At 59.8% G+C, this 22067-nt stretch carries 25 protein-coding genes; 8 read left to right on the forward strand and 17 right to left on the reverse strand.

Annotated features, from left to right (window positions below):
• Nucleotides 1–73: 73 nt before the first annotated feature.
• Together IB248_RS01535 and IB248_RS01540 are read right to left on the reverse strand one after the other, a co-directional pair.
• Nucleotides 74–541, reverse strand: a complete 468-nt coding sequence (locus tag IB248_RS01535; RefSeq protein WP_192240115.1) for an Lrp/AsnC family transcriptional regulator — start codon at nt 539–541, stop codon at nt 74–76.
• A 229-nt stretch (nt 542–770) separates the two neighbouring features.
• Entirely contained in the window at nt 771–1088 is a 318-nt protein-coding gene (locus tag IB248_RS01540; RefSeq protein ID WP_192240265.1) for a hypothetical protein, read from the reverse strand.
• A 109-nt stretch (nt 1089–1197) separates the two neighbouring features.
• Between IB248_RS01540 and IB248_RS01545 the strand changes: the two genes are divergently transcribed.
• On the forward strand, nt 1198–1644 hold the full coding sequence (locus tag IB248_RS01545) for a GNAT family N-acetyltransferase (protein WP_192240116.1): 447 nt from the start codon (nt 1198–1200) through the stop codon (nt 1642–1644).
• A 48-nt stretch (nt 1645–1692) separates the two neighbouring features.
• On the opposite strand, the gene IB248_RS01550 is transcribed toward IB248_RS01545, so the two are convergent.
• The 6 genes from IB248_RS01550 to IB248_RS01575 all read right to left on the reverse strand — a co-directional run bounded on the left by IB248_RS01550 (nt 1693) and on the right by IB248_RS01575 (nt 6451).
• On the reverse strand, nt 1693–1944 hold the full coding sequence (locus IB248_RS01550) for a hypothetical protein (RefSeq protein WP_169679947.1): 252 nt from the start codon (nt 1942–1944) through the stop codon (nt 1693–1695).
• 106 nt (nt 1945–2050) lie between these two features.
• A complete protein-coding gene (locus IB248_RS01555) occupies nt 2051–2752 on the reverse strand; it encodes a TfuA-like protein (protein WP_192240117.1) in 702 nt (233 codons plus the stop codon).
• Nucleotides 2749–3915, reverse strand: coding sequence for a YcaO-like family protein (locus IB248_RS01560; RefSeq protein ID WP_192240252.1), 1167 nt, complete (start codon nt 3913–3915; stop codon nt 2749–2751). The genes IB248_RS01555 and IB248_RS01560 overlap by 4 nt, the downstream gene beginning before the upstream one ends.
• Nucleotides 3916–3926: 11 nt before the next feature.
• On the reverse strand, nt 3927–4148 hold the full coding sequence (locus IB248_RS01565; RefSeq protein ID WP_112666691.1) for a hypothetical protein: 222 nt from the start codon (nt 4146–4148) through the stop codon (nt 3927–3929).
• 20 nt (nt 4149–4168) lie between these two features.
• A complete protein-coding gene (locus IB248_RS01570) occupies nt 4169–6004 on the reverse strand; it encodes a peptide antibiotic resistance protein (protein ID WP_192240118.1) in 1836 nt (611 codons plus the stop codon).
• 3 nt (nt 6005–6007) lie between these two features.
• A complete protein-coding gene (locus IB248_RS01575; protein ID WP_192240119.1) occupies nt 6008–6451 on the reverse strand; it encodes a helix-turn-helix transcriptional regulator in 444 nt (147 codons plus the stop codon).
• Between the two features lie 464 nt (nt 6452–6915).
• Here IB248_RS01575 and IB248_RS01580 point away from each other — a divergent pair, with 464 nt between their 5' ends.
• Nucleotides 6916–7113, forward strand: a complete 198-nt coding sequence (locus IB248_RS01580; RefSeq protein ID WP_169679940.1) for a hypothetical protein — start codon at nt 6916–6918, stop codon at nt 7111–7113.
• A gap of 157 nt (nt 7114–7270) precedes the next feature.
• On the opposite strand, the gene IB248_RS01585 is transcribed toward IB248_RS01580, so the two are convergent.
• The 3 genes from IB248_RS01585 to IB248_RS01595 all read right to left on the reverse strand — a co-directional run bounded on the left by IB248_RS01585 (nt 7271) and on the right by IB248_RS01595 (nt 9665).
• Nucleotides 7271–7570 (reverse strand): hypothetical protein, encoded by a 300-nt coding sequence (locus tag IB248_RS01585; RefSeq protein ID WP_169679939.1) that lies wholly within the window; start codon nt 7568–7570, stop codon nt 7271–7273.
• 140 nt (nt 7571–7710) lie between these two features.
• Nucleotides 7711–8898: a mannonate dehydratase gene (gene uxuA / locus IB248_RS01590; RefSeq protein ID WP_192240120.1), complete on the reverse strand. Its 1188-nt coding sequence runs from the start codon at nt 8896–8898 to the stop codon at nt 7711–7713.
• A gap of 44 nt (nt 8899–8942) precedes the next feature.
• A complete protein-coding gene (locus IB248_RS01595) occupies nt 8943–9665 on the reverse strand; it encodes a GntR family transcriptional regulator (RefSeq protein WP_169679937.1) in 723 nt (240 codons plus the stop codon).
• A 209-nt stretch (nt 9666–9874) separates the two neighbouring features.
• On the opposite strand from IB248_RS01595, the gene IB248_RS01600 reads away from it, so the two are divergent.
• Genes IB248_RS01600 through IB248_RS01615 form a run of 4 tightly spaced genes read left to right on the forward strand, consistent with a single transcriptional unit; the run spans nt 9875 to nt 13927 of the window.
• A complete protein-coding gene (locus IB248_RS01600) occupies nt 9875–11050 on the forward strand; it encodes an extracellular solute-binding protein (protein WP_018855524.1) in 1176 nt (391 codons plus the stop codon).
• 56 nt (nt 11051–11106) lie between these two features.
• Nucleotides 11107–12207, forward strand: coding sequence for an ABC transporter ATP-binding protein (locus IB248_RS01605; RefSeq protein ID WP_169679936.1), 1101 nt, complete (start codon nt 11107–11109; stop codon nt 12205–12207).
• Nucleotides 12204–13082, forward strand: a complete 879-nt coding sequence (locus IB248_RS01610) for an ABC transporter permease subunit (protein WP_169679934.1) — start codon at nt 12204–12206, stop codon at nt 13080–13082. The genes IB248_RS01605 and IB248_RS01610 overlap by 4 nt, the downstream gene beginning before the upstream one ends.
• A gap of 2 nt (nt 13083–13084) precedes the next feature.
• Nucleotides 13085–13927, forward strand: coding sequence for an ABC transporter permease subunit (locus tag IB248_RS01615; RefSeq protein ID WP_018855527.1), 843 nt, complete (start codon nt 13085–13087; stop codon nt 13925–13927).
• A 57-nt stretch (nt 13928–13984) separates the two neighbouring features.
• Here IB248_RS01615 and IB248_RS01620 read toward each other — a convergent pair whose 3' ends face one another.
• A complete protein-coding gene (locus IB248_RS01620; RefSeq protein WP_169679932.1) occupies nt 13985–14236 on the reverse strand; it encodes a YMGG-like glycine zipper-containing protein in 252 nt (83 codons plus the stop codon).
• A gap of 218 nt (nt 14237–14454) precedes the next feature.
• On the opposite strand from IB248_RS01620, the gene pepT reads away from it, so the two are divergent.
• Nucleotides 14455–15687, forward strand: coding sequence for a peptidase T (gene pepT / locus IB248_RS01625; protein ID WP_192240121.1), 1233 nt, complete (start codon nt 14455–14457; stop codon nt 15685–15687).
• A gap of 85 nt (nt 15688–15772) precedes the next feature.
• Here the strand turns inward: pepT and IB248_RS01630 are convergent, their stop codons facing one another.
• From IB248_RS01630 to IB248_RS01645, 4 genes are all read right to left on the reverse strand, one after another.
• Nucleotides 15773–16219 (reverse strand): helix-turn-helix transcriptional regulator, encoded by a 447-nt coding sequence (locus IB248_RS01630; protein ID WP_025658407.1) that lies wholly within the window; start codon nt 16217–16219, stop codon nt 15773–15775.
• A 224-nt stretch (nt 16220–16443) separates the two neighbouring features.
• The gene (locus IB248_RS01635) at nt 16444–16722 is read right to left on the reverse strand and encodes a hypothetical protein (RefSeq protein WP_192240122.1); all 279 of its coding nucleotides are present in this window, start codon (nt 16720–16722) and stop codon (nt 16444–16446) included.
• A gap of 122 nt (nt 16723–16844) precedes the next feature.
• The gene (locus IB248_RS01640) at nt 16845–18005 is read right to left on the reverse strand and encodes a fumarylacetoacetate hydrolase family protein (protein WP_192240123.1); all 1161 of its coding nucleotides are present in this window, start codon (nt 18003–18005) and stop codon (nt 16845–16847) included.
• A gap of 232 nt (nt 18006–18237) precedes the next feature.
• A complete protein-coding gene (locus tag IB248_RS01645) occupies nt 18238–20073 on the reverse strand; it encodes an IlvD/Edd family dehydratase (protein ID WP_026371556.1) in 1836 nt (611 codons plus the stop codon).
• A gap of 117 nt (nt 20074–20190) precedes the next feature.
• Here IB248_RS01645 and IB248_RS01650 point away from each other — a divergent pair, with 117 nt between their 5' ends.
• Nucleotides 20191–21099: a LysR family transcriptional regulator gene (locus IB248_RS01650; RefSeq protein ID WP_025658411.1), complete on the forward strand. Its 909-nt coding sequence runs from the start codon at nt 20191–20193 to the stop codon at nt 21097–21099.
• A 9-nt stretch (nt 21100–21108) separates the two neighbouring features.
• Here IB248_RS01650 and IB248_RS01655 read toward each other — a convergent pair whose 3' ends face one another.
• Complete coding sequence (locus tag IB248_RS01655) at nt 21109–22017, reverse strand: helix-turn-helix domain-containing protein (protein ID WP_018855535.1); 909 nt, start codon at nt 22015–22017, stop codon at nt 21109–21111.
• Between the last annotated feature and the right edge of the window lie 50 nt (nt 22018–22067).

A 22067-nucleotide genomic window follows, 5' to 3' on the forward strand; every position in this document is an offset into this window, starting at 1 on the left:
CTAGGACCAAGGTCCGAATATTGCTGAGGGGAACAACAGGCCTCGCCGGAGTAACCAGAAAAAAGCGACCGGCTCAGACTGGAACCGAAGTGGAGTACTTCACCCGCTTCAAGGCGAAATGCGACGACGATGTCGCCACTGAGTGGTGCGTCAGAATACCCTGCATGAGGAGACGCTCGTAGTCCTGGACATCGGCGACGGCTACGCGCAACAGATAGTCCCAATCACCAGACATCGAATAGCATTCAAGCACTTCCTCATGGCTCTCTGCGAAGCGCTCGAAATCATCTCTTGCAGCCGGATCATGCGTCTTCATTCGCACCTGGCAGAACACGGTCAGCCCACGGCCAACGGCTTCGGGGCTCACGAGCCTGACAGTCCGCCCCAGCATGCCCGCCGCCTCCAGCGCCCTGATGCGGCGCCAGCACGACGCGCTCGATGCCCCGACCCGCTCGGCCAGCGCGGCGTGGCTGAGATCACCCTCGCTCTGGAGCAATCGGAGAATCTTTCGATCGATATTGTCAATTGCGGGCAATCTCATTGGAATCTCTCGCTTCCGCGATCTGTGCGGTTCTCATGACAAGGCACTTCGGGCGAAACTATGCGGCCTGCACGAGTTTTGCGCACCACTCCATTTAAAAGAGTAGCGCGCCTTGCCTCAGATCAAATGCCTGGATGAGAGAGTTTTGCCGAACGATGCGGCCTGCACATCAGGCCATGTTCTTGTGCTGCCAGCGTCAAACGCCAACCCGCACCAGCGCGACGCGATGTCAGACCGGCGGGCTGAACAGGGTGAAATACCCCCACGCCGCAACGAACAGCGCAAGAATTGCTGCGGCGATCGCGAGCTTGCGAAGGCCTGGCCGGGGTGGCCGGGGCGGCTTTCGTCGACGGAATTGAATGACATTATCGTTCATCTGCGGTTTCTCCTCGCGCCACAACATACGCTGTTTCGGGCGAGCAACAGCAAATGTCAAAAGGAAAAAGGCGCTCAGTCTTTCACGAAGCGCCCTTTCTTTGCCGGGCAGGACCCGGCACAAAGCGCTGGCTTGCAGGTCGCCCCGGGGTTCGCGCAAAACGCGTGTCACGATGAAGTCACAACACGGGTCGTTTGGCCTATGCTTTAACGCTCTGGGGTGGAGTGAACAGGAAGGCGCCATCAAGCGTGTCGTGCGCGGTGATGGCGACAGTGTATGAATGCCGATAATTTATAGACGCGTGACCCGGGATGAAGCACTCCTCAATGCTGACATCATCGTCGAAGCCTACGCGAGGCCGCCCTGGCACGAGGAGTGGTGCCTTCAGAACGCAATCTCACGCATAGACGAACTGACAACGACGCCGATGTGCCTGGCGATGGCCGCGTTCGATGCCGAACGACCCGTCGGCTTCGCCTTCGGCCTGCCGCACACCTCTGTCATGGGACGCGGGATCCACGTCGCGGAAATAGCGATAAGGCCACGCTACCAGCGCTCCGGGATCGGCTCCCGCCTCCTGCACACATTGGAGGAGGACGCGCGCGCAATGGGCTATGTCCACGTTTGGCTCGTCTCGCGCAGCACGGGCGGCGTTGCGGAGTACTACAAGAGCAACGACTATGAACACTCCGAAAAGCTCTGCGTCTATTCCAAGAAATTGAAATAGGGCCGACGCAACGCGCCGGCCCCATCCCCACCGTCCCCTCAATTCATGTCAATTCAGGCATGTCGCCGCTTTGGACGCCATCACGTCCGCCAGACCCTCATGCGGACCGTCCCCAATTTCACGCAGAACCTCATTCAGCGCCATACCAAGGTAGTCCATAGCCCCCACCAGATCGGCATCTCCAGCGGCATATTTCGCATAGGCGATCATACGCGCCAGTGCGACGAGCTCATCCAAGTCCTCAGAAGATCGCTCACTGCCGTCTAGTACCACCGATCCGTTTGCCGATGCTGCACTCATAACTATTCTCCCTCGAACCATCGGAGAATATTCAGTGTGCGCGCAAAAGGCCCGTGAAAACCCCGTGACACACTTTATTGTTGCATTACAGCAGACAGTTTCCAAATTATCGCTCTTCCGAGCGGACAAAGGTCTCGTTGAATTGCCACGCCAACTCAGCCGGGGTCGAGCAGTCATTGTCCGCCACTCGGACAGCGTCCAGCAGAGCGAGAGCGTCCGCCCGTTTCTGATCGACCTCGTTCGATCGCAGCAACGACAGGAGTTCCTGCCGATCGGCGGAAACGTCCGCATTTGCCACAATCGCCCTCCAAGTCCGCTTTTTAAAGAACAAATCGACAGCAGCGACTTCGAGCGCTACGCGAAGTTCATGCGTCAGCATCTGCCGGCCCTCCAGCTTATCGAGTGTCGACCTGACATTCACCAGCGGCACGGTCAACGCCCGATATCCAAGTTCCATGGGTCCATGCAGCAGCGCTACATCGGCGTCGTCCACCGTCGCTCCCGAGGCATATTCGCCGTAGATCCGGCCAACGCCAACCATTCCGAAGACTTTACATTCCGCCGCGCGAAGCGCCCCCATGCTTGCACCACCGAACACACGGACCTGCCGTGACAGTGCAAAAAGGATCTCTTTGTGCCAGACAGGCGCGGTGTATTCGAAACCGCCATCGACGATGCCGATGACTCGCGCGCCTCTCCGCACTGCGGCCAACACGTCACCTTGAACGGCGGGCGGATATACGGTGACCCCATCTCCTGCCAGCGTCGCTGCGTCCGGGAGACTTGGCCCAACAAAGATGACTTTCATGAAAACAGCGCCTTTGCGATCGCGCGGGTGCCAAAGCGACGCGCCCGCGCGCCCTCGGGGTTTTCGAGGCTTGGAACGAAGACTTTGACGACATGGAAGGGCAAGGCGGGGTCGCTGAGTGGTAGCATTATCACTGGCGCGATCTGTCGCTCCCGCAAGGCATCGAGGATCCTGTTGAGGTGCGGTTTGTCATCGCAGCGCGCAGCAGCGATCCAGGCGACTGGGATGGCATCGAGGGCATGCAAGGTCTCCGCAGGCACAGGCCTTTGAAACTCGTCCGGCGACAGGTCGTCACGGGCGCCGCTGATGAATGTTATCCTCGACTGAACGGCTTCTGTTATTGCGCGAATGGCCGCGCGGACAGGGGAGGGATGCGCACCGCTTCCTCCCGTCACCTCGACAAAGCGAATATTGTCGCCCCGTCGCTCCGCGGGCCCGAGGACGGTCGTGAAGCAGGGCACAGCTATATCGCTTGTCATATCGAACAGGCGAACGACAAGACCGGCCGCCTCAATCTTTCGAACGAGGTCATCGAGCCATGGATTTTCGAAGCTTGCCGGATCAATGCAGCGCGAAAGCCGATCCTCAACGGCGCCAACCTGCCAGAGGCAAAATGCGTCGCGTTCGACACGCTCAAGGAGTCCGTGCAGGGTGGCCTCTTCCATCGTATTGCCGGAGGCAAGACCATCGGAAGACATCCAGAAGCGATTGCGGCGGGTGCGGTCCAGAAGTGCCGCCTCAAAGGGAACATACACGTCCCGATCGGTCAGGAGATCCTTGCCAAGCGCCCAGTCAATCTGTTCATCGAGCCGAATGTCGTCCTCATGCCGACCAATCAGGCAAGCAAGCGTGTCAAATGAGAATCCCTCCTCCTGCAGATCGTTCGCCGAGGCGCAAAGCGTTGCAATGGCCGGCCTGTTGGCAACGACGCGCTCAAGCGCTTCCATAACGGCCGAAGCCTTGGCATCGTCGTCGGTCAGACCCTTGCCTTGGGCGATCGCGATCGACCGCCCATTGGGGACATAAGCGCACCACACCGGGATGCCGATGTTGTCCAAGCCGGTGTGGCGCGCCACGCGTGTTATACCAAAGTTCGCGAGTAGTGGCGCGGTTCGGGCCAGCGTCTCAGAGGGTGGAACCGTGCGGTCGGAGTAGGCGGCCAGCTTGATGCTCGTCAGGGGTTCGGCTCGACGTGGCCGGAGAACGCCGCTTTCGCCGAAGAAACCGCAATTGCGAAATCCACCTTCTTGACGACGGAGGCACCTGACTTGCGCAGATCCGCGACCTTCGCCAGATCACCGGTTGCCCCATCGAGTGGCTTGACGGTCCCCGCATCGAGGTCGGCAATCCAAAGTTTCGCATCCCCTGCAATGCCGAATACTACTGCCCTTGACATGACGTTTCCTTTCGTTGGTGTCAAAATCCAGCTTTCAAAAGCCCTTCTCTGTAGAGATCCTTCTGCCATTGTTCCTTGAACGGAATGACAGAAAGCCATTTTTCCAGGTCGAAGACCGGGTTCAGCGCTTGCGCACGCTGCCGATAAAACTGGGCCCGCCTGCGATCGCCAATCATTGCACAACTCGCAGCAGCAATGCGGTAAGCCGGCTCCTTGTCCTTCATGGCTTCCACATAGGCAATGGCGTCGTTGTAGCGCTCGAGGAAGTAGCTCGCGCCTGCGGCACACCAAAGATAGCTGTCAGGCGAAATTGGATTCAGCGAGATCGCCTTCTCGATCTTGGCCAATGCCTCCTTGGGACGCGAGGCATGAACAAGTGTGTCGGCGTGGCTATAGATCACGTCGGCGAAATGAGGGCTCAATTCTTCCGCGTGGCGGAGCGCCGCCACGCTCTGATCGACGTCGCCGAGATAAAGCTTTGTCACGCCGAGTTCGCGGTAGCCGCCGGCGAAAGCTTCGTCCCGCTCGATGGCCTTCAACGCACTCTGTTCAGCAAGGCCCAAGAGCTCCTCGTTACCCTGCGCCGTCACCAGCCACTCGCTGGTGTAAGTCCGCGCCAGGCCGGTAAACGCTGGTGAAAAATCCTTATTATATTTCAGCGCCTCCTTGAAGGCCGCTCTCGCCCTGCGAATGTGCGGCAAGGTCAGCTTGCCCATCAGGCTCGCGCCGACAAGGTAGGAGTGATATGCCTGCGGGTTCGCCTCCAGGCTAAGCCGGGCTTCCTCATTCCTGGCAAGCTCATCCACGACGGATAATGACAAGTGCTGGGCCATGAGCCGTCGCTGGGTTGGCAGCGTTGCCGCGGTCATGGGAAATCTCACGGCCCAGATGATTTCGTCCGTCGGGAAATAGACCAGTTGCGCATAGAGGCCTTCGCCCGAAAACCTTGTATCGAGAAGATAGGAGATCGAGTGGCGGGCAATCATGGCCGCCTTGTCAGAGTCACGACGGATTTGCTCCGCAGTGTGAGGCGCAACGATGGAAATGTTTCGGAGGCCGCATAGCTCGATCGTGACATCTTCGATCAGCGCGGCGGCAAGCGACAGACCAACGACGTTACCCTGGGACGTTGGCGGAAGCAGAACCAGCCGCGGCAGGCTCGAAGCGGCTCGAGGTTCCGCCTCACGAGTGGTCGCATTCTGCGCCTCCGCTGACACGAAATAGCTTCTCGCTTGGCGTTCGCCCCGAGGCAGTAGGTCCGGGTCGGCTACTCCCGGCAGCCCGCGGAGGATCGCCCGGATCTGCTCATCGGCCGGGTCCTGTTCCAGGAGCTGCAAAGCAGCGCCCGACACGGCGCGATAATCGTCGGCACCCTGAGCAGCCGAGCCCGCATCGAGGAGCGTCTGGCGCAACTTGGCCCTATGGCTTCGCTGCTCCCGCGCGATCCAGTTGTCGACCGCTTTGCTGGCTGAGCGAACATTGCCGACGAATTCACGCTGAAGCAGATCGCTACTCGCTTTCAGCCTGTCCATCGGCGATTTTGCCTCATCGAGTATTTCAATATCAACGGTCAGGAGTTCCGCCCGCAGTTCGACGGAGGCCGAGGTGATCCGAAGTGGCGCGGCAACGCTGTCATCGATTTGTCGAATACGGGAAATCAGCTTTCGCAGATTGAGACCGGCCTGATCGGCTTCGGCATCCGACCACAGAAACGAAGCCACCTCTTGGCGTGTGAGCGCATGACCCTTGCACGTAAAGAGATACGCCATCGTCAACAGTGCCTTGGCGGGATAGCCGACTGCATTGCCCGCTTCATCTGTCAGCCGCAGTTCGCCAAATGTCTGGAGGTGCAGCACCGCCTATCCTCGTGTTTCGTCCGCGCGTTCCCAGCCCTCATGCGAATCCGTGCCCGATTGCGAGGAGCCAAGGCTCCTTGCAAGCGCCAACAGCTTTCGACGAATGTTCGGATCTTCGATCGCGATAAAGGCGCGCGTTAGCGCCAACCCCTCCTTCGAGGCGATGAAATGCGCAACTTCATCGGTCTCAGCGCTCAACTGCACACCTGCCGTATGCGCCCCCTCTTCATCGAAAAAGAAGCCAATAGGCACGCCAAGGACCTCCGCAATCCGCTGCAGCCGGCTCGCACCTATGCGATTGACGCCTTTTTCGTATTTCTGGAGCTGTTGAAACGTAATCCCAAGCGACTCTGAAAGGCTAACCTGGCTCATGCCAAGTAGCTTCCGCCTCAACCTGACACGCTCGCCCACATAGGCATCAATGGCGTTTGGAGTCTTGGCCTTCATGGCGCTCACCGTTTCCTCGTGTCAGACTGGCAATATCTTTGAACTCTGAAAAAATACAACCAAGAGTAAATTATTTCAAGAAGCTAATTGCTGATCGCCCAAATTTTTCCCCCGCCGTTGCGAATTTATCCCTGTCGCGCAAATGAGACCAAGGTCAAAGCGGTCAAGCAACAGTATTGATGCAGCACAACACTGACCCTGGGCGGTACATATTTTTGGCGATGCAATTTATGGTCGTGTCACGTCGATTTCACGAGCCGCTTTGAACTTTTGCGACTATGGTCGAGGCACGGTTAAGTTGAAGCTTCGATCGCCGATCGCTCCAGCGGAGATGATTGGCGGCAAAGCCATTTCGCTGAACTGAGCGATGGGTGGGCGTCTGCGACAGCGTCTCGGTTGTCAACAGGTGCACCGCTTAACCAATGTCAGCATTCAACACAGATCAAGAACGACCGGAGAGGGCAATGGAACTACGTCCTATAGTAATCAGTCACGCCGACAGGCTTTCCGCCTGCAGGGAGAAGATCGAGCAAGCCGTCTATCTGATCATCCAGGGCGAAAAACTCGACGGTTTTTCGTCGACGGAAATCGCAATGGCAATCGCCGATATTGCTGACGACTACATCCTCGCCGCCTCCAGAAAGCGCGCAGCGACACACTGATGGTGCGTGGACCTGGCTCCGGGGAGCCGGACAACACGCCCTCTCGGTCGAGACCCAGGCCGTGGCCAGGAGAGCCGCGGCCGACTGAAACCGACCAGAGTGCGATCAGAAAAGGGAAGCCTCCGAGGAACGGTAAGGCTCCCCATTCCGGTCATGGTTATTGCGGTGTCGTGCCGCCGGTCGAAGGATTGGGCGGGGCTGGTGTTGCCGGCTCGCTTGACGGCGCGGCGGGCGCTACCGGCGGCTTCACCGGCTGAGTTTCAGTCGTCGAAGCCGTCGGGTTCATGTCGGTACCCGGCCGGTCGAACCATTCCGTGATAGCAAACGCCGCAACGAGGATCACAGCGATCGCGGCAACCCATCCGATCCAGGCACTCGAGCTTCGACGCACCGGTGGCGTGCGCAGATCGTGATCTGTGTCGGGATTGCGGTTGGGATCATTGGGGTCGTACGTCATGTCGTTTCTCCTCTCTGCAAGAAGAGAAATGAGCCGTGCCCAAGTTTGTTCCCGATGCGGGAGATGCGGCGTGCCGGACGATCCGCCGTTTCACCCCCGCAACAAGCGCTTAAAAGATCCTCAATGCGATGCGGCCACCGTCACGACGGCGCCGCCCCCAGCGCATGGAGAATGCCGCGGAGCTCGGCCAGACCGCGCAGACGCCCGATTGCCGGGTAGCCTGGCGTCACGTTCTTGTTGAGATCGTCGAGCATGCGATGACCATGGTCGGAACGGAAAACGATCGTTTCGTCTGCCTGACGCCGTCGGTCCTCCGCAACAAGCTCCTTCAGGACGGCGACCATATCAACGTCACCCTCCAGATGGGCGCTCTCATGGAAGGTACGGCCGTCGCCCTCGCGCCTGGTTGCCCGCAGATGCGCGAAATGGATCCGGGCGGCAAAGCGCCGGGCAATTGCGGCCAGGTCGTTGTCTGCACGAACGCCGAGGCTGCCGGTGCAATAGCACATGCCATTTGCCTCAGAGGGCACGGCATCGAAGAGTGCGGCATAGTCATCCGCGGTAGATGCAATACGCGGCAGGCCAAACAGCGAGCGCGGCGGATCGTCGGGGTGCAGCGTCAGCTTCACGCCACGCGCTTCGGCAGCCGGTGTCACCGCTTGAAGGAATTCAATGAGGTGCTGGCGCAGCCTGGAGGCATCGATCCCGGCATAGGCGGCGAGCTTTTCGCGGAACTGCGGGATCGTCAATGGCTCGGTCGTAGAGCCGGGCAGGGCAGATGTGATGATCCGGGTGATCTCCGCAATTTCGCTTTCGCTCATCGTGTCGAACACTTCGCGCGCCCGCGCCGCATCCTCGGCGCTGTACTGTTCCTTGGCACCTGCGCGCTGTAGTACAAACAGATCGAAGGCAGCAAACTTCTCGTGATCGAAGCGCATGGCGGTGGCACCGGTATCGATCACATGGTCGAGTTCGGTGCGCGTCCAGTCGACGACGGGCATGAAGTTGTAGCAAACAATTGCAATACCGCAGGCGGCAACAGCTTCCAGGCTGGCAATCCAGGCCTCGATTTCCGCCTTTGCCCGCCCGCCATTGCGCTTGACCGCATCGGGAATGGGGATGCTCTCGACGACGGACCATGTCAGGCTCGAGCGCCCAGCCGGCGTGGTTTCGATCATCGCCTGCCGCTCACGCACTTCAGCCTCAGTCCACGCGCGGCCGATCGGAACCTGATGCAGGGACGAAACAATATTCGTCGCTCCGGTCTGGCGCACCTCATCAAGTGTCACCGGAGCCTCAGGCCCAAACCATCTCCAACCCTGGCGCATGCACTTCCTCCTTGGGATCGTCTTGTCGTTGTCCGCTGATCGGCTCAGCAGAAGTAATCTGGATACTGCGTTCGAAGCTCGGCGACATCGGGTATGACGGCGCTGAGGTGATGCATCATTGCCGCGCGCGCTGCTTGAAGATCATGGGCCGCAATAGCATCGCGAATGAGTTCGTGTTCGTGCACGACATTGTCCATCCGGCCAAGAACCGGCAGCGTCAGCCGACGCGCCCTGTCGATCTGCACCTTGACCGTCTTGAGGATCGTCCAGATCCCAGGATATCCAGCGATGCTGGCAATCGCCTCGTGGAACGCCTCATCCTCTTCGTGAAACGCCGAGGGGTCGCCGAGTGCGGCCAGTGATCTCTGTCGTGAGATGATGCCATCCAGGCGACTGATATCGGCAGCTGTCGCGATCTCGGCCGCACGTTCCACCGTGGTACCCTCAAGCGACTTGCGAACGACGACTGCCTCCGGGATGGCCGCGACGGGCACGCGCGACACGACGGTGCCCGATTGCGGATAGATATCGACAAGCCCGCCTTCCGACAGTCGAAGCAGCGCCTCACGCACGGGTGTGCGGCTGACGTTGAACTCTTCGGCAATGCGCTTTTCCTGCAGTTGCATTCCAGGTCGCATACGCAGAGCAAGAATGTCGGCGTACAGCCTGTCGTAGATGGCATCTGCGGTCGTCACGCGACGAAGCTTCGCCGGCCTCTCAGCCCCGGAAGGCAGGGTCGCGGGAGTGGAAACAACTGTTGCCTGCATTACGTGCGGCCCTGACATTGACTCGTTCGTGAATACTAGTATATCAATTTATCGCGACTGCCAAGCTGCACCGGGAGGAATGGTGTTTTCGGCAATCATTTCAGATGTTTCAGACATCTAAGAGAAGGTGCCGATCCCTGCAACGATCGGTTCGGGGACGCGCAGCACCACGTTTTGCGGTGCCCGGCAACAAGAGGAGGAGAAACAATATGAAAGTCACCCGCAGAACATTTGTCGGCACCGCCGCAGGCGCTGCCGTCGCGAGCATGCTGCCGTTGAAGGTCTTTGCACAGGCCAAGAAACCGGCAAGTCCAGTCACCATCACGATCGCGGATGTCGCCGGCAACCTCGCGCTCACGCAGGGCATGTTCGAGGCCTATGCCGCGGAGAAGCCGGAATGGGTCTCGAGCTTCGCCTTCACAAAGGCACCGGCGCCGGAACTCCCTGGCAAGATCAAGGCGCAGCAGGCAGCCGGCAAGGTCGATATCGATCTCGTCCTGACAGGCACGGATGCACTTTCGGCCGGCCTCGACCAGGGACTTTGGATCGATCTCGGAGCGCACAAGTCCGAGCTTCCCAACCTCGAGCAAATCCTGCAGCCGCAGGCCTTCAAGATGCAGGCCCTTGCCAAGGATCAGGGCGTCGTCGTCACCTATTACCCGTCCGGTCCCCTCATCGAATATATGCCTGACAAGGTGCCCACGCCGCCAAAGTCGGCGCAGGAGTTGCTTGACTGGGCGAAGGCCAACAAGAACCGCTTCATCTACGCTCGCCCTGCCAATTCCGGCCCCGGCCGCACCTTCCTCATGGGCTTGCCCTATCTGCTCGGCGACAGCGACCCGCGTGACCCTGCCAAGGGCTGGTCAAAGACGTGGGACTATCTCGCAGCACTCGGCGAACACATCGAATACTATCCGACCGGCACTGGCCAGGTGATGAAGGAGCTTGGCGAGGGAACCCGCGACATCGTCGTCTCGACGACCGGGTGGGACATTAATCCGCGCGCGCTCGGTATCGTTCCGGCTGAAGCGAAGGTGCAGAAGCTCGATGGCTTCCACTGGGTCACCGACGCCCACTACGCAGTGATCCCGAAGGGCGTGTCCGACGAGAAGATCGGCGTGCTGATCGACGTCCTCAACTACGTCCTGCAGCCCAAGCAGCAGGCAATCGCCTACGACGCCGGCTACTTCTATCCGGGTCCGGCCGTCAAGGACGTCACAATTGACATGGCGCCGCAGGAAAGCCAGGACACCCTCAAGGAATTCGGTCGACCGGAATATGCCGACTGGATCGCCAACAATCCCCTGGAGGTTCCGCTGGAGCCGAAGCAGTTGGTCGAAGCCTTCCGCATCTGGGACGAGAAGATCGGCGCCAAGAAGGGCTGATCGAACAGCATCAGCCGGCCGGGATTTCGTCCCAGGCCGGCCACCTCATTCTGCAGATGGAGATTGGTTTGACCTCGGTATCGAATGCCGCAGCATCGACGCGCAAGAACGCGCGCCTGGAACTCGACGGAATGCGTCGCGCCTTCGGGGCGTTCAACGCCTTGAATGGCATCGATCTTGCGATCGAGCCCGGCGAGTTCGTGGCGCTGCTTGGTCCATCCGGCTGCGGCAAGTCGACCGCGCTGAACTGCATTGCCGGCTTGCTTGCACTGACGGGTGGCGAAATCCGCCTTGGTGGCACGCGCATCGACCAGCTCGAACCGGAGCGCCGCGGCTTTGGGATGGTTTTCCAGAGCTACGCCCTGTTTCCACACATGACTGTCCGAAAGAACGTCGGCTTCGGGCTTGCCATGCAGGGCATAAAGGGTCCCGAGGCCGACCAGCGCGTTCGCGATGCCTTGGCCCTGGTTCGCCTCGAAAGCCAAGCCGACAAATTGCCGGGCCAGCTCTCTGGCGGGCAGCAGCAGCGCGTCGCAATCGCGCGCGCCATTGTCATTCGCCCGCCAATCGTCCTGATGGACGAGCCGCTATCCAATCTTGATGCAAAGCTCCGGCTTGAAATGCGCGCCGAAATTCGCGGTATCCACGACCAGATCGGGTCCACCACCATCTATGTCACGCATGACCAGGACGAGGCGCTGTCGCTTGCCGACCGCATCGTGGTCATGAGCCAGGGTCATATCGAGCAGATCGGTTCGCCCCAGGATCTTTACCAGCGGCCTGTCAACGTTGATGTCGCCGACTTCATGGGCTTCAGAACCCGTGTTCCCGGCCGCATTACGCGCGTGTCCGGCGATGAGGCTGAGATCGAGGTCGCCGGCGCTCGCCTCGTCGGCACGATGCGTTCGCCCCTCAAGGCAGGTGACGCAGCCATCCTGTCCGTCCGTCCGGAGGATCTTGTCGCGTCCAGCGGCGAGGGGATCGCCGCCACCGTCAGCAGCATGGAGTATCGCGGACGCGCATTTTTCGGCATGGCGCGGGCAGGCGACGGTTCGGAACTCTATTTCCGGGCGGACGAGCCGCTGGGCCGCGGCGCATCGACGAGGCTGCAGCCGGTTGCCGGTCGGGCCCTGGTCTTTTCGGGGGCGGCGGGATGAACCAGCCCTCGCTGCAAACTCGACTTGCCGCTCGTGGGCTTGACGGCACGACGCTGCTGCTTCTGCCAGGCCTGATCTTCATGATCGCGCTGTTCGTCTACCCCTTCCTCTATGGCCTGGCCGATTCCCTCATGCCGAAAGAGGGCGCCTGGTATGCCAACTACACAAAATTCTTCAGCGATCCGTTCCAGTACCAAACGATCGCTGCGACCATGTGGCTGGCCCTGCCGGTAACCATAATCAACCTCGCATTCGCGGTGCCGGTTGCCCTGCGCGTGCGCCTGATGCGCCGACAGCGCCTGCTGACGACCATTCTCGTCTTGCCAATCACCCTTGGCACGGTCTTCGTGGCCGACGGACTGCTGACCTTTCTCGGACCGCGTGGCTGGTTCAATCATACGCTCCTGCTGCTCGGCATCCTCGACAGCCCCGTGAAGCTGACGAACAATTACTGGGGCGTCTTTGCCTCGCTACTGATCACCGGCTTTCCGTTTGCCTTCCTGCTCACGCTGTCCTACGTCACCGGTATCGATCCCGCGATTGAACAGGCAGCCGCAACATTGGGCGCAGGGCCACGGCAGCGCTTCTTCCGCGTCTTCCTGCCGCTTCTGGTTCCGGGCCTAGCCGTCACCTTTTGCCTTGCCTTCGTCCAGGCCTTCGCTGTCTTTCCCTCCGCCGTGCTTCTGGGTGCGCCGGCAGGGCCGACGCGTGTCATCTCCATTGCCGCCTATCAGGCCGCCTTCGAGCAATATGATCATTCGCTCGGTTCGGCGATCGCGCTCATCATGGGTGCCGTGGAGCTCGCTGTCGTGCTGACGGTTCTCGCCATACGCTCACTCTTCTACCGCGGCCCCGCCGGCGGCACGAAAGGCTAATCATGATCCGAGATCAGGGCCTCACCTCGAAGATCTGGCGTTTCGCCATTTGGGCGCTAGCCATCCTTTTTGTGCTAAACCTGCTTGCCGTCATCGCAGCCGTCATTGTCAATTCGTTTGCGACGCGCTGGCTTGGCACATGGCTGCCGGCCGGCTGGACGACACGCTGGTACTTCAGTGCCTGGAAGGAATTTCAGCTTTCCAGTGTCGTTCTCGTCACCTTCGAGATCGTTTTCACCGTCGTCATCATTTCTGGAATTCTGGGCGTCACGACCGCCTATGCGCTTGCGAGGCGCAACTTTCCCGGAAAGGGCCTTGTCGTCCTGCTATTCCTGTTGCCGTTGCTGATCCCGCCGCTGACCTACGGTATTCCGCTTGCAACCGTCCTCTATCGGCTCGGCCTCGGCGGCACATTCTGGGGTGTCGTGCTGATCAACATCGTGCCTTCGCTGCCCTTTGTGGTCCTGGTGATGATCCCCTTCATCGAGCAAATAGACCCGCGTATCGAAGCGGCAGCCCGCGTGTTCGGTGCAGGAACGACGAGCCTCTTTCTGCGAATCTTGCTACCGCTGCTCCTGCCGGGAATGCTGGCCGCCTTGCTTTTGGTTCTGGTTCGAACCATCGCGATGTTCGAACTCACCTTCCTGATTGCCGGCCCCACGACCCAAACACTCGTCGTCTCCCTCTACTACGCCGTCTTCGCGTCAGGCGTCCGGGCAGGCCAGTCCATCGATGCGATGGCGGTGGTCTACATGGTCACGACACTGTTCTGGCTCGTCCTCGCGCTGCAGTTCGTCAACCCGACGCAGATCGTCGCGCGGGCAAAACAACAAAGTGCCCACTAGCGGGGTCATGATGGAAATGACCGCCTCTTGAGGAGGAGGCGGTCATCGGGCATGCGCCTAGCAGCGCGCCTCATACCTGCGGCCATACCGGTCACGATAGACACAGTAGCCGCGATGTTCGGTAGAGCGTCCAATCAGGGCACCCGCCACGCCGCCGGCCACGGCACCAATGGCCGCACCTTCCCAGCTATTGCTGACTGCACCGCCGATGATGGCTCCCGAACCGGCGCCGATCGCCGTTCCCTTCTCGGTCGCGGTGCACGAGGCCAACGCGCCCATAAATGCACCAATCAGGATAATTTTTCTCATCTTCCACTCCAACCATAATTGATTTTTGCGTTACGGCTTAGGAACTAAGTCGGACGTCTCAAGGTTCCATCGGACTTAGGTCTGACACTGGCATTCGCTGGACGGCAGGACCCCCGGTTTCGCCAACGTGCGGTCGAACATGGGCGTCGAAGACCACTATTCAAGACCTCTCCTGGAAGGCTATACCCGTGCGTCGCCAAACACAAACCGGAGCCGCCATGACCGACACTGTCCTCGATCGTTTCCTCCGCTACGTCGTTATTGACACTCAATCGGATGCGGGATCACCAACACAGCCGTCGACAGCCAAGCAGAAGGACCTGGGTCGATTGCTCGTGGACGAGTTGCTGGGGATTGGCGTGTCCGATGCTCACCTCGACGAGCATGGCTATGTCTATGCGACCATTCCGTCGAATACCGACAAGACAGTCCCGGTCATTTGCTTCTGCTCGCACATGGACACGGCACCAGATTTCACGGGAACGAATGTGAGGCCAAAAGTCCTGCACAACTATGGCGGTGGCGATATCAAGCTCTCCGGCGACCAGAAGCAGGTCATTCGCGTTACTGAGAATCCGGCGCTCAATGACCAGATCGGCAACGATATCGTTACAACCGACGGGACGACGCTGCTCGGTGCCGACGACAAGGCCGGCATCGCCGAAATCATGACGGCGGCGCAAATCCTGATGGACAATCCCGACATCAGGCACGGAACGATCAAGCTGCTTTTCACGCCCGATGAGGAGATCGGTCGCGGCGTCGACAAGGTCGACCTGACCAAGCTTGGTGCGCAGTTTGCCTATACGATGGATGGGGAGACAGCCGGACACATAGAAGACGAGACGTTCTCGGCCGACGGTGTGGACATTGCCATCGAAGGCGTTGCCATCCATCCAGGCTTTGCCAAGGGAAGGATGGAGAACGCCATCAAGATCGCCGGTGCGATCATAGATCGGTTGCCCAGGAATATCGCACCGGAAACGACCGACGGACGGGAAGGCTTCATCCATCCGACCGGTCTGAGCGGATCGATGGAAAAGGCGGCTATCAGCCTCATTGTCCGGGACTTCGAAGAAAGCGGCCTCGCCGACAAGGAGAAGCGTCTCGAAGCAATCGTGCGGGAGGTGATGAAGGACTATCCGGGCTCGTCTTACACGTTCGCCGTCAAGCAGCAGTATCGCAACATGAAGGTGGTTCTCGATCGCCACCCGCAGATCGTGGAAAACGCCATCGAAGCGATCCGCCGCGCCGGAATGTCGCCGGTCCGCGGCAGTATTCGAGGCGGAACTGACGGTTCGCGTCTCTCCCTCATGGGGCTGCCATGTCCGAACATATTTGCAGGCGGACACGCCTTCCACTCACCACGCGAATGGATCAGCAGGCAGGACATGGAAAGGGCCGTCGCCACTCTGGTTGAGCTTGCAAGGGTTTGGGAAGAGCGAGCATAAGTTGCCCGACCGCCCGAACAACGCACGGGATGACAGGCGGAATTGCATCTTGCCGGCCGGCCCTACATCACATGAGCCTGATTGCTCAGGCGAAGGTTTCGCCGTGTTTTCCTCGCTCACCTGATACGTCACGCCCTTCCTGCGCCTGCGCCATGGCCTTGACCAAGGCGACGATTTTTTCGCGCAGCTGCGTATCGGTGATCTTCAGGAACGCGCGGTTAAGTGCGAGCCCCTCCTTCGAATGCAGGAATTCGGCGACGGGGTCAGCCGCGACATTCGTCTCAACCAGGCTCACCGGCTCGGATTCGTTCTGTTGGAAGAAGAAACTCGGCGACGTACTCAGGACCTCGGCAATCCGTTGCAGCCGGCTGGCACCGATCCGGTTCAGACCCTTCTCGTATTTCTGCACCTGCTGGAACGTAACACCGATCTGGTCGGCAAGCCTTTCCTGACTGAGACCTAGGAGTTGCCTGCGCATCCTCACGCGAGAACCGACATAGGTATCGATGGCATTTGGTGTCTTTGCATTCATCATACGCGTTTCCATGACCGGGCCGGCGTGGCGATCATCGCTCGATCTCCGGTATAGCACTCCCATAAATGTGTATTAGGCATGGGCCAAATTCAATTGGTAGTTCTTCCTACTTGGGTAATATCATCTGACAAGAATGTGACTCCAGCCCGAACATGCGGCCAGGGCTCGCTCACAAGTATCGCCAGGCTACGGCCTTCGCTAAGGCCCCGTGTCAACATTGCTCACCGGTGGAAGCGAATTGGCCGGAACTCCCTGTGGACGATCTTCAAAGACCTGTCGGGCTGTATCATGTAGGTTTCATCGACCTGTTGACCCCACTGATCTATGAAGTTGTGGGGGAACGTCGATCCGGGCGGGGATTTCGTCAGCTTGGTGCGTGGCTGGCCGCCATAGGTGACACTGCCGGGAATCGGCTCGAGGCCGGGCGATGAAAAATCCTTTGCAGCCGTGCATGCAGCAAGAAGGAATGCTCCAACCAGTACAAGAGCTCTCTTCTTCATGGCATCCTCAACGCTTCGACCCTGTTTTAGAAGCATATATGTGATCAGTTCCGACGGAACAGGTAGCCCGCCCGTCCGGCGCAAGATTTCAGCGGCGCCTGCCCGCACCGCGTCTTCAAAACCTACAGCAGATCGCGCCTTGCAAGGCTTGCCATCAGGGCCGTAATCCCGAATCGCCAGGGCGGGCACTCGGTCGAAAGCCTCACCGTGTTGACGAGCGAGCCGAGACCCGCCGAGGAGATTTCGACGACGTCGCCAACCTTGTGGGTGAAGCCCTGATTCGGCGCATCGCGATCCTGCGTTGGGGCAAACAGCGTTCCCAGAAACAGCATGAAGCCGTCCGGATACTGATGATGGGCGCCGCAGGTCTGCTTGACGAGGTCAGTCGGGTCGCGGCTGATCTTCGACATCGAGCTCTTGCCGTGCAGGACGAAACCGTCTGTCCCGGTAACCTTGAGGTCGAGCTCTGCGCTGCGCACGTCATCGAGGCCAAAGGTCTCGTCGAACAGTCGGATGAACGGGCCGATCGAGCAGGAAGCATTGTTATCCTTCGCCTTGCCGAGCAGGAGCGCCGAGCGGCCCTCGACGTCGCGCAGATTGACGTCGTTGCCAAGCGTTGCACCCTTGATGTCCCCGCGACTATTCACGGCAAGCACGATCTCGGGTTCGGGATTGTTCCAGGTCGAGATCGGATGCAGACCAACATCGGCCCCCCAGCCGACAGAAGAAAGCACCGGCGACTTCGTGAACACCTCGGCGTCGGGCCCGATGCCGACCTCGAGATATTGTGACCACATGCCTTCCTCGATCAACGCCTGCTTGACCTTGGCAGCTTCCGGCGACCCGGCCTTCAGGTTGTTGAGGCTACCGCCGATGAGCGTGCTGACGCGCTCCCGGATGGCTGCTGCGCGATCCGGGTTTCCGGCGGCCTTCTCCTCGATGACCCGCTCGATCATCGACTGGGCAAACGTCACGCCGCAGGCCTTGATAGCCTGAAGGTCAGCCGGAGCAAGCAGATGGACGCGCGACAGGTCGGGCGTGCCGATGCCCGAGGCAGCGATCTCCTCCAGCGTGCCGAGCACAGGGCCTGGTGCATTACGGGCAACCGCTGCGGCGTCGGCCTGCTCCAGAAGTGCGCTCAGCGTCGGCACGGCCTTGGAGGTGATATCGACCACTTGGCCATCCCGAACCGCCACGACGCTCGGCCCTTGGACACCAGGGTTCCAGGCACGACCTACAAACAAGCCACCGGCGGCAGCAGAGTCCAGAAGAGTATAAGACATCGTCATGTTCCGTCACGCGAGCGATGGACGCGCTCAAAATGAAAAACGAACCGGCCGCCCTCCAACCCAGCGGCCGCGAAAACCGATCACAATCGGTGCCTGACGACAAGGTCAAAACCAAGGATTCTCGACCGGAAACGCAAATGGACGCGATGCCGGAGACAGCGTCGCGCCCATTGTACTCGATCGGACTGTCTTCGGCGCCACGCGCTCTCGCCCGCGCGCCAACGACTTAGTGGTTGTCGCGCGGAATGCCCTTCGTCTGAGCGATACGCTGATACTTGACGGCAGGCTCGAGCACGGCACCGGTTTCCATCTGACCAACGCAGGCACGCTGCATTTCCTGCCAGGGCGTCTGGCTCTCCGGATAGACGTAACCCCCGGCCGCCTCGAGCGCCTTGCGGCGTTCGGCGAGCTCCTCGTCGCTGATGAGGATGTTGGCGCTCCCCTTCTTGAGATCGATACGAACCTGGTCGCCGGTCTTGAGGAGCGCAAGCCCACCGCCTGCTGCCGCTTCTGGCGAAGCGTTGAGGATGGAGGGCGATCCGGACGTCCCGGACTGGCGACCATCGCCGATGCAGGGCAGGGAACTGATCCCCTGCTTCAGGAGGTAGTCTGGAGCGCGCATATTGACGACTTCGGCCGCACCCGGATAGCCGATCGGGCCGGCGCCGCGCATGAAGAGGACCGTCGAAGCGTCGATTGCCAGTGACGGATCGTCGATGCGGTGATGGTAATCTTCCGGTCCGTCAAAGACGACAGCGCGGCCAACAAAGGCTTCCGGATCATTCGGGTTGGAGAGATAACGCTGACGGAACTCGGGCGAGATCACGCTCGTCTTCATGATTGCCGACGAGAAGAGGTTGCCGCGCAGGACGCGGAAGCCGGCGCGCTCCTTAAGCGGACGCTCGAACGGGCGAATCACCTTGTCGTCTTCGATCGTCGCCGTGGTGTAATTCTCGCCAACAGTCTTGCCGTTGACGGTCATTGCGCCGGTGTTGAGGAGGTTATGCTTGATCAGTTCGCCCATGACAGCGGGAACGCCACCGGCGTGATAGTAGTCCTCGCCGAGATATTCGCCAGCCGGCTGCAGGTTGACGAGCAGCGGGATTTCCTCGCCGTAGGTCTGCCAATCGTCGACCGTGAGCTCGACGCCGATGTGGCGGGCAAGTGCGTTGAGATGGATCGGAGCATTGGTGGAGCCGCCGATCGCGGAGTTGACCTTGATCGCGTTGATGAAGGCTTCCTTGGTCAGGATGTCGGAAGGCTTCAGATCTTCCCGAACCATTTCAACGATTCGCAGGCCGGTTTCATAGGAAACTTCCTGACGGTCACGATAGGGGGCCGGAATGGCGGCGCCGCCCGGCAACTGCATGCCGAGTGCTTCGGCAAGCGAGTTCATCGTGGTTGCCGTGCCCATCGTGTTGCAATATCCGGTCGAGGGCGCGGAGGATGCGACGAGCTTGACGAAGCCCTGATAGTCGATTTCGCCACGCGCCATCATTTCGCGTGCCTTCCAGACAATCGTACCCGAGCCCGTGCGTTCGCCGCGGAACCAGCCGTTCAACATCGGGCCGACCGACAGCGCGATCGCCGGAATGTTGACGGTTGCCGCGGCCATCAGACAGGCCGGCGTCGTCTTATCGCAGCCGATGGTCAGAACGACGCCGTCAAGCGGGTAGCCGTAGAGAACCTCGACGAGACCGAGATAGGAAAGGTTGCGGTCGAGGCCCGCCGTCGGGCGCTTACCGGTTTCCTGGATCGGGTGGACCGGGAACTCGATGGCGATACCGCCAGCGTCACGGATGCCTTCGCGAACGCGCTTGGCGAGTTCGATGTGGTGACGATTGCACGGCGACAGGTCAGAGCCCGTCTGCGCAATACCGATGATCGGGCGACCCGACTGCAGCTCTTCCTGGCTGAGACCGAAGTTCATGTAGCGCTCGAGGTAGAGCGCGGTCATGTCAGGGTTTGCGAGATTGTCGAACCAGGCCTTCGAGCGAAGCTGGCGCGATCCGTCCTGCTCTTGAACTGCGTTCTGATTCGGGGAAGGTGTCTTCTCAACCACGATGAATTTCCTTGCTTTGACGCCGTTGTTGTCATGCACTTAGCTGATCGATACAGGAATGTATAATCAGTCTTTCGCATTTTGATATGCAAATTCCTTATATCAAGTGAGGCAAGCATGGGATTGGATGGTTTCAGGCTACGCCACCTGAAGATGCTCGTGGCGCTCAGCGAGCACGGAAAGCTCGGTGTCGTTGCAGAAATGTTCGGCGTTTCGCAGCCGGCACTGTCGAGGACATTGAACGAGCTGGAGCAAATGTCCGGGCACCAGCTCTTCGAGAGACACAACCGTGGACTTATCCCCACCCCTCAAGGAGAGGTAATCGTTCGCCACGCCAAGATGTTGATCTCCGAGGCGCAGCGCGCCGAATACGAAATGGTGGTCGCCGCAGCCGGGCAGGGCGGCAGCGTCGCGTTCGGAACGATCATGACGCCAGCCGCCGACTATGTCGCCCCCGCGCTCAAACGTATCTTCCAGACCCATCCGACAATCGACATCAGCATCGCTGTAGGAAGCAGCGACGTGCTGCTCGAGGACGTGCTGAGCAGGAGGCTCGACTTTGCCGTTTGCCGAATTCCGAGCGGCATGAACCCACTCTGGTTTGATTATCTGCCTGTTGGCCAGGAGACGCTGCGCGTCATCGTGGCGGTGGATCATCCGCTCTCGGCAAAACCTGTCGTCACCGAGGACGACCTCCGGCACCAGAGCTGGGTGCTGCAGCCGCATGGCTCGTTCCTCAGGCAGGTCATAGATGATTTCATCCGGCGCCATGGCATCGTACCGGCCAGCGTCGTTTCGACCTCTGACGCGCTCCTGACCATGCTGCTGATCCTGCAGAGCCAGCGGCTTGGCATCTTCGCCGAGCCAGTTGCCGCGCTCCTCGAGAGGCATGGTCTCGTCAAGGCGCTGCAGATCGAGGGAGACATCTCCGTTCCGGGTTTCGGCCTCATCAAGCTCAAGGAACGTGAACTGTCGGCCTCCGCCGAGCTTGTCTACAATGTGTTTGCCACGACACGAAATCTGTGAGGCCATGGACTAGGGCGCATACTGCGTGACCATGCGCGCATCGCGACGAAAATCGGAAGGCGACATCCCGGCGATATGGCGGAACGACTTGTTGAAGGCGCTGATCGACCCGAAGCCGCTGTCCATCGCGACCTGCAAGACGTTCGCCTCATCGTTCATCAGCATTGCCTGCGCCCGTGACAGACGCAGCAGATTGACATATTTGCTGAGCGTCATGCCTGTGGTCTTCTTGAACAGGTTCATCGCATATTTCGGATGAAGATCGGCGGCGCGAGCGATATCGACCGAATCGATTTCCTGCAGGAAGTTGACAGCGATGAAGTCGCACATACGCGCCACGCTTCGCGACGATTGCGGGTAGCATTGCTCGATATCGTCGGCATCCGTCGGCCCGAGGGTCGGGATCATGGAATAGGGTTCGAGTGCGATTCGCTCCACCCGCAACAGCATCTCGTCGACGGCGTGCTGAGCCTTGGCGGGATCGCCGGATTTGGTATAGCGCACCCAGCGCGGAAAGTTCTCGAGGTCGGCCGCATCAGTTGCCGAGGTGAACAGGATCTCACCCTTCATCAGTCGGCTGGAGATGTTGATCGGCAGGCGCATACGGAAGAAATAGACCAGTGGCAGGTGGCCGCCGGCATAGATGGCGTCCTCGGAGCAATCGTCCATCTGGTGCGGTTGCCCACCCCAAAACAGGCACATATCGCCCGCCTTCATCGAGATTTTCTGGCCGTTCATGCGGTAGTGCACGCTACCCTGCATGATATAATTCACTTCGACCTGCACATGCCAATGAGGCATGAGCATCACTGGTGGATGGTTGTGAAACATCTGAAGGGCCGTCGGCAAACCCTCGATGCTGCTCGCTCCCGGTTGATAGACTGCCCGCCTTACGATCTTACTTTCCGCCAAGTCCATGTTCCCTTTTTAGGAGACAGCGGCTCCCTTGTAGATAGTCTAGCCGCGTT

It is taken from the genome of Rhizobium sp. RHZ01, assembly GCF_014851595.1.
In the GTDB taxonomy this organism is placed as follows: Bacteria; Pseudomonadota; Alphaproteobacteria; order Rhizobiales; family Rhizobiaceae; genus Rhizobium; species Rhizobium altiplani.

Bases quoted from the DNA above. Each gene is read 5' to 3' on its own strand.
- IB248_RS01535 (WP_192240115.1), bottom strand. From the start codon at position 541: ATGAGATTGCCCGCAATTGACAATATCGATCGAAAGATTCTCCGATTG.
- IB248_RS01545 (WP_192240116.1), top strand. From the start codon at position 1,198: ATGCCGATAATTTATAGACGCGTGACCCGGGATGAAGCACTCCTCAAT.
- IB248_RS01550 (WP_169679947.1), bottom strand. From the start codon at position 1,944: ATGAGTGCAGCATCGGCAAACGGATCGGTGGTACTAGACGGCAGTGAG.
- IB248_RS01555 (WP_192240117.1), bottom strand. From the start codon at position 2,752: ATGAAAGTCATCTTTGTTGGGCCAAGTCTCCCGGACGCAGCGACGCTG.
- IB248_RS01565 (WP_112666691.1), bottom strand. From the start codon at position 4,148: ATGTCAAGGGCAGTAGTATTCGGCATTGCAGGGGATGCGAAACTTTGG.
- IB248_RS01575 (WP_192240119.1), bottom strand. From the start codon at position 6,451: ATGAAGGCCAAGACTCCAAACGCCATTGATGCCTATGTGGGCGAGCGT.
- IB248_RS01580 (WP_169679940.1), top strand. From the start codon at position 6,916: ATGGAACTACGTCCTATAGTAATCAGTCACGCCGACAGGCTTTCCGCC.
- IB248_RS01585 (WP_169679939.1), bottom strand. From the start codon at position 7,570: ATGACGTACGACCCCAATGATCCCAACCGCAATCCCGACACAGATCAC.
- uxuA (WP_192240120.1), bottom strand. From the start codon at position 8,898: ATGCGCCAGGGTTGGAGATGGTTTGGGCCTGAGGCTCCGGTGACACTT.
- IB248_RS01595 (WP_169679937.1), bottom strand. From the start codon at position 9,665: ATGCAGGCAACAGTTGTTTCCACTCCCGCGACCCTGCCTTCCGGGGCT.
- IB248_RS01600 (WP_018855524.1), top strand. From the start codon at position 9,875: ATGAAAGTCACCCGCAGAACATTTGTCGGCACCGCCGCAGGCGCTGCC.
- IB248_RS01605 (WP_169679936.1), top strand. From the start codon at position 11,107: ATGGAGATTGGTTTGACCTCGGTATCGAATGCCGCAGCATCGACGCGC.
- IB248_RS01610 (WP_169679934.1), top strand. From the start codon at position 12,204: ATGAACCAGCCCTCGCTGCAAACTCGACTTGCCGCTCGTGGGCTTGAC.
- IB248_RS01615 (WP_018855527.1), top strand. From the start codon at position 13,085: ATGATCCGAGATCAGGGCCTCACCTCGAAGATCTGGCGTTTCGCCATT.
- IB248_RS01620 (WP_169679932.1), bottom strand. From the start codon at position 14,236: ATGAGAAAAATTATCCTGATTGGTGCATTTATGGGCGCGTTGGCCTCG.
- pepT (WP_192240121.1), top strand. From the start codon at position 14,455: ATGACCGACACTGTCCTCGATCGTTTCCTCCGCTACGTCGTTATTGAC.
- IB248_RS01630 (WP_025658407.1), bottom strand. From the start codon at position 16,219: ATGAATGCAAAGACACCAAATGCCATCGATACCTATGTCGGTTCTCGC.
- IB248_RS01635 (WP_192240122.1), bottom strand. From the start codon at position 16,722: ATGAAGAAGAGAGCTCTTGTACTGGTTGGAGCATTCCTTCTTGCTGCA.
- IB248_RS01640 (WP_192240123.1), bottom strand. From the start codon at position 18,005: ATGTCTTATACTCTTCTGGACTCTGCTGCCGCCGGTGGCTTGTTTGTA.
- IB248_RS01650 (WP_025658411.1), top strand. From the start codon at position 20,191: ATGGGATTGGATGGTTTCAGGCTACGCCACCTGAAGATGCTCGTGGCG.
- IB248_RS01655 (WP_018855535.1), bottom strand. From the start codon at position 22,017: ATGGACTTGGCGGAAAGTAAGATCGTAAGGCGGGCAGTCTATCAACCG.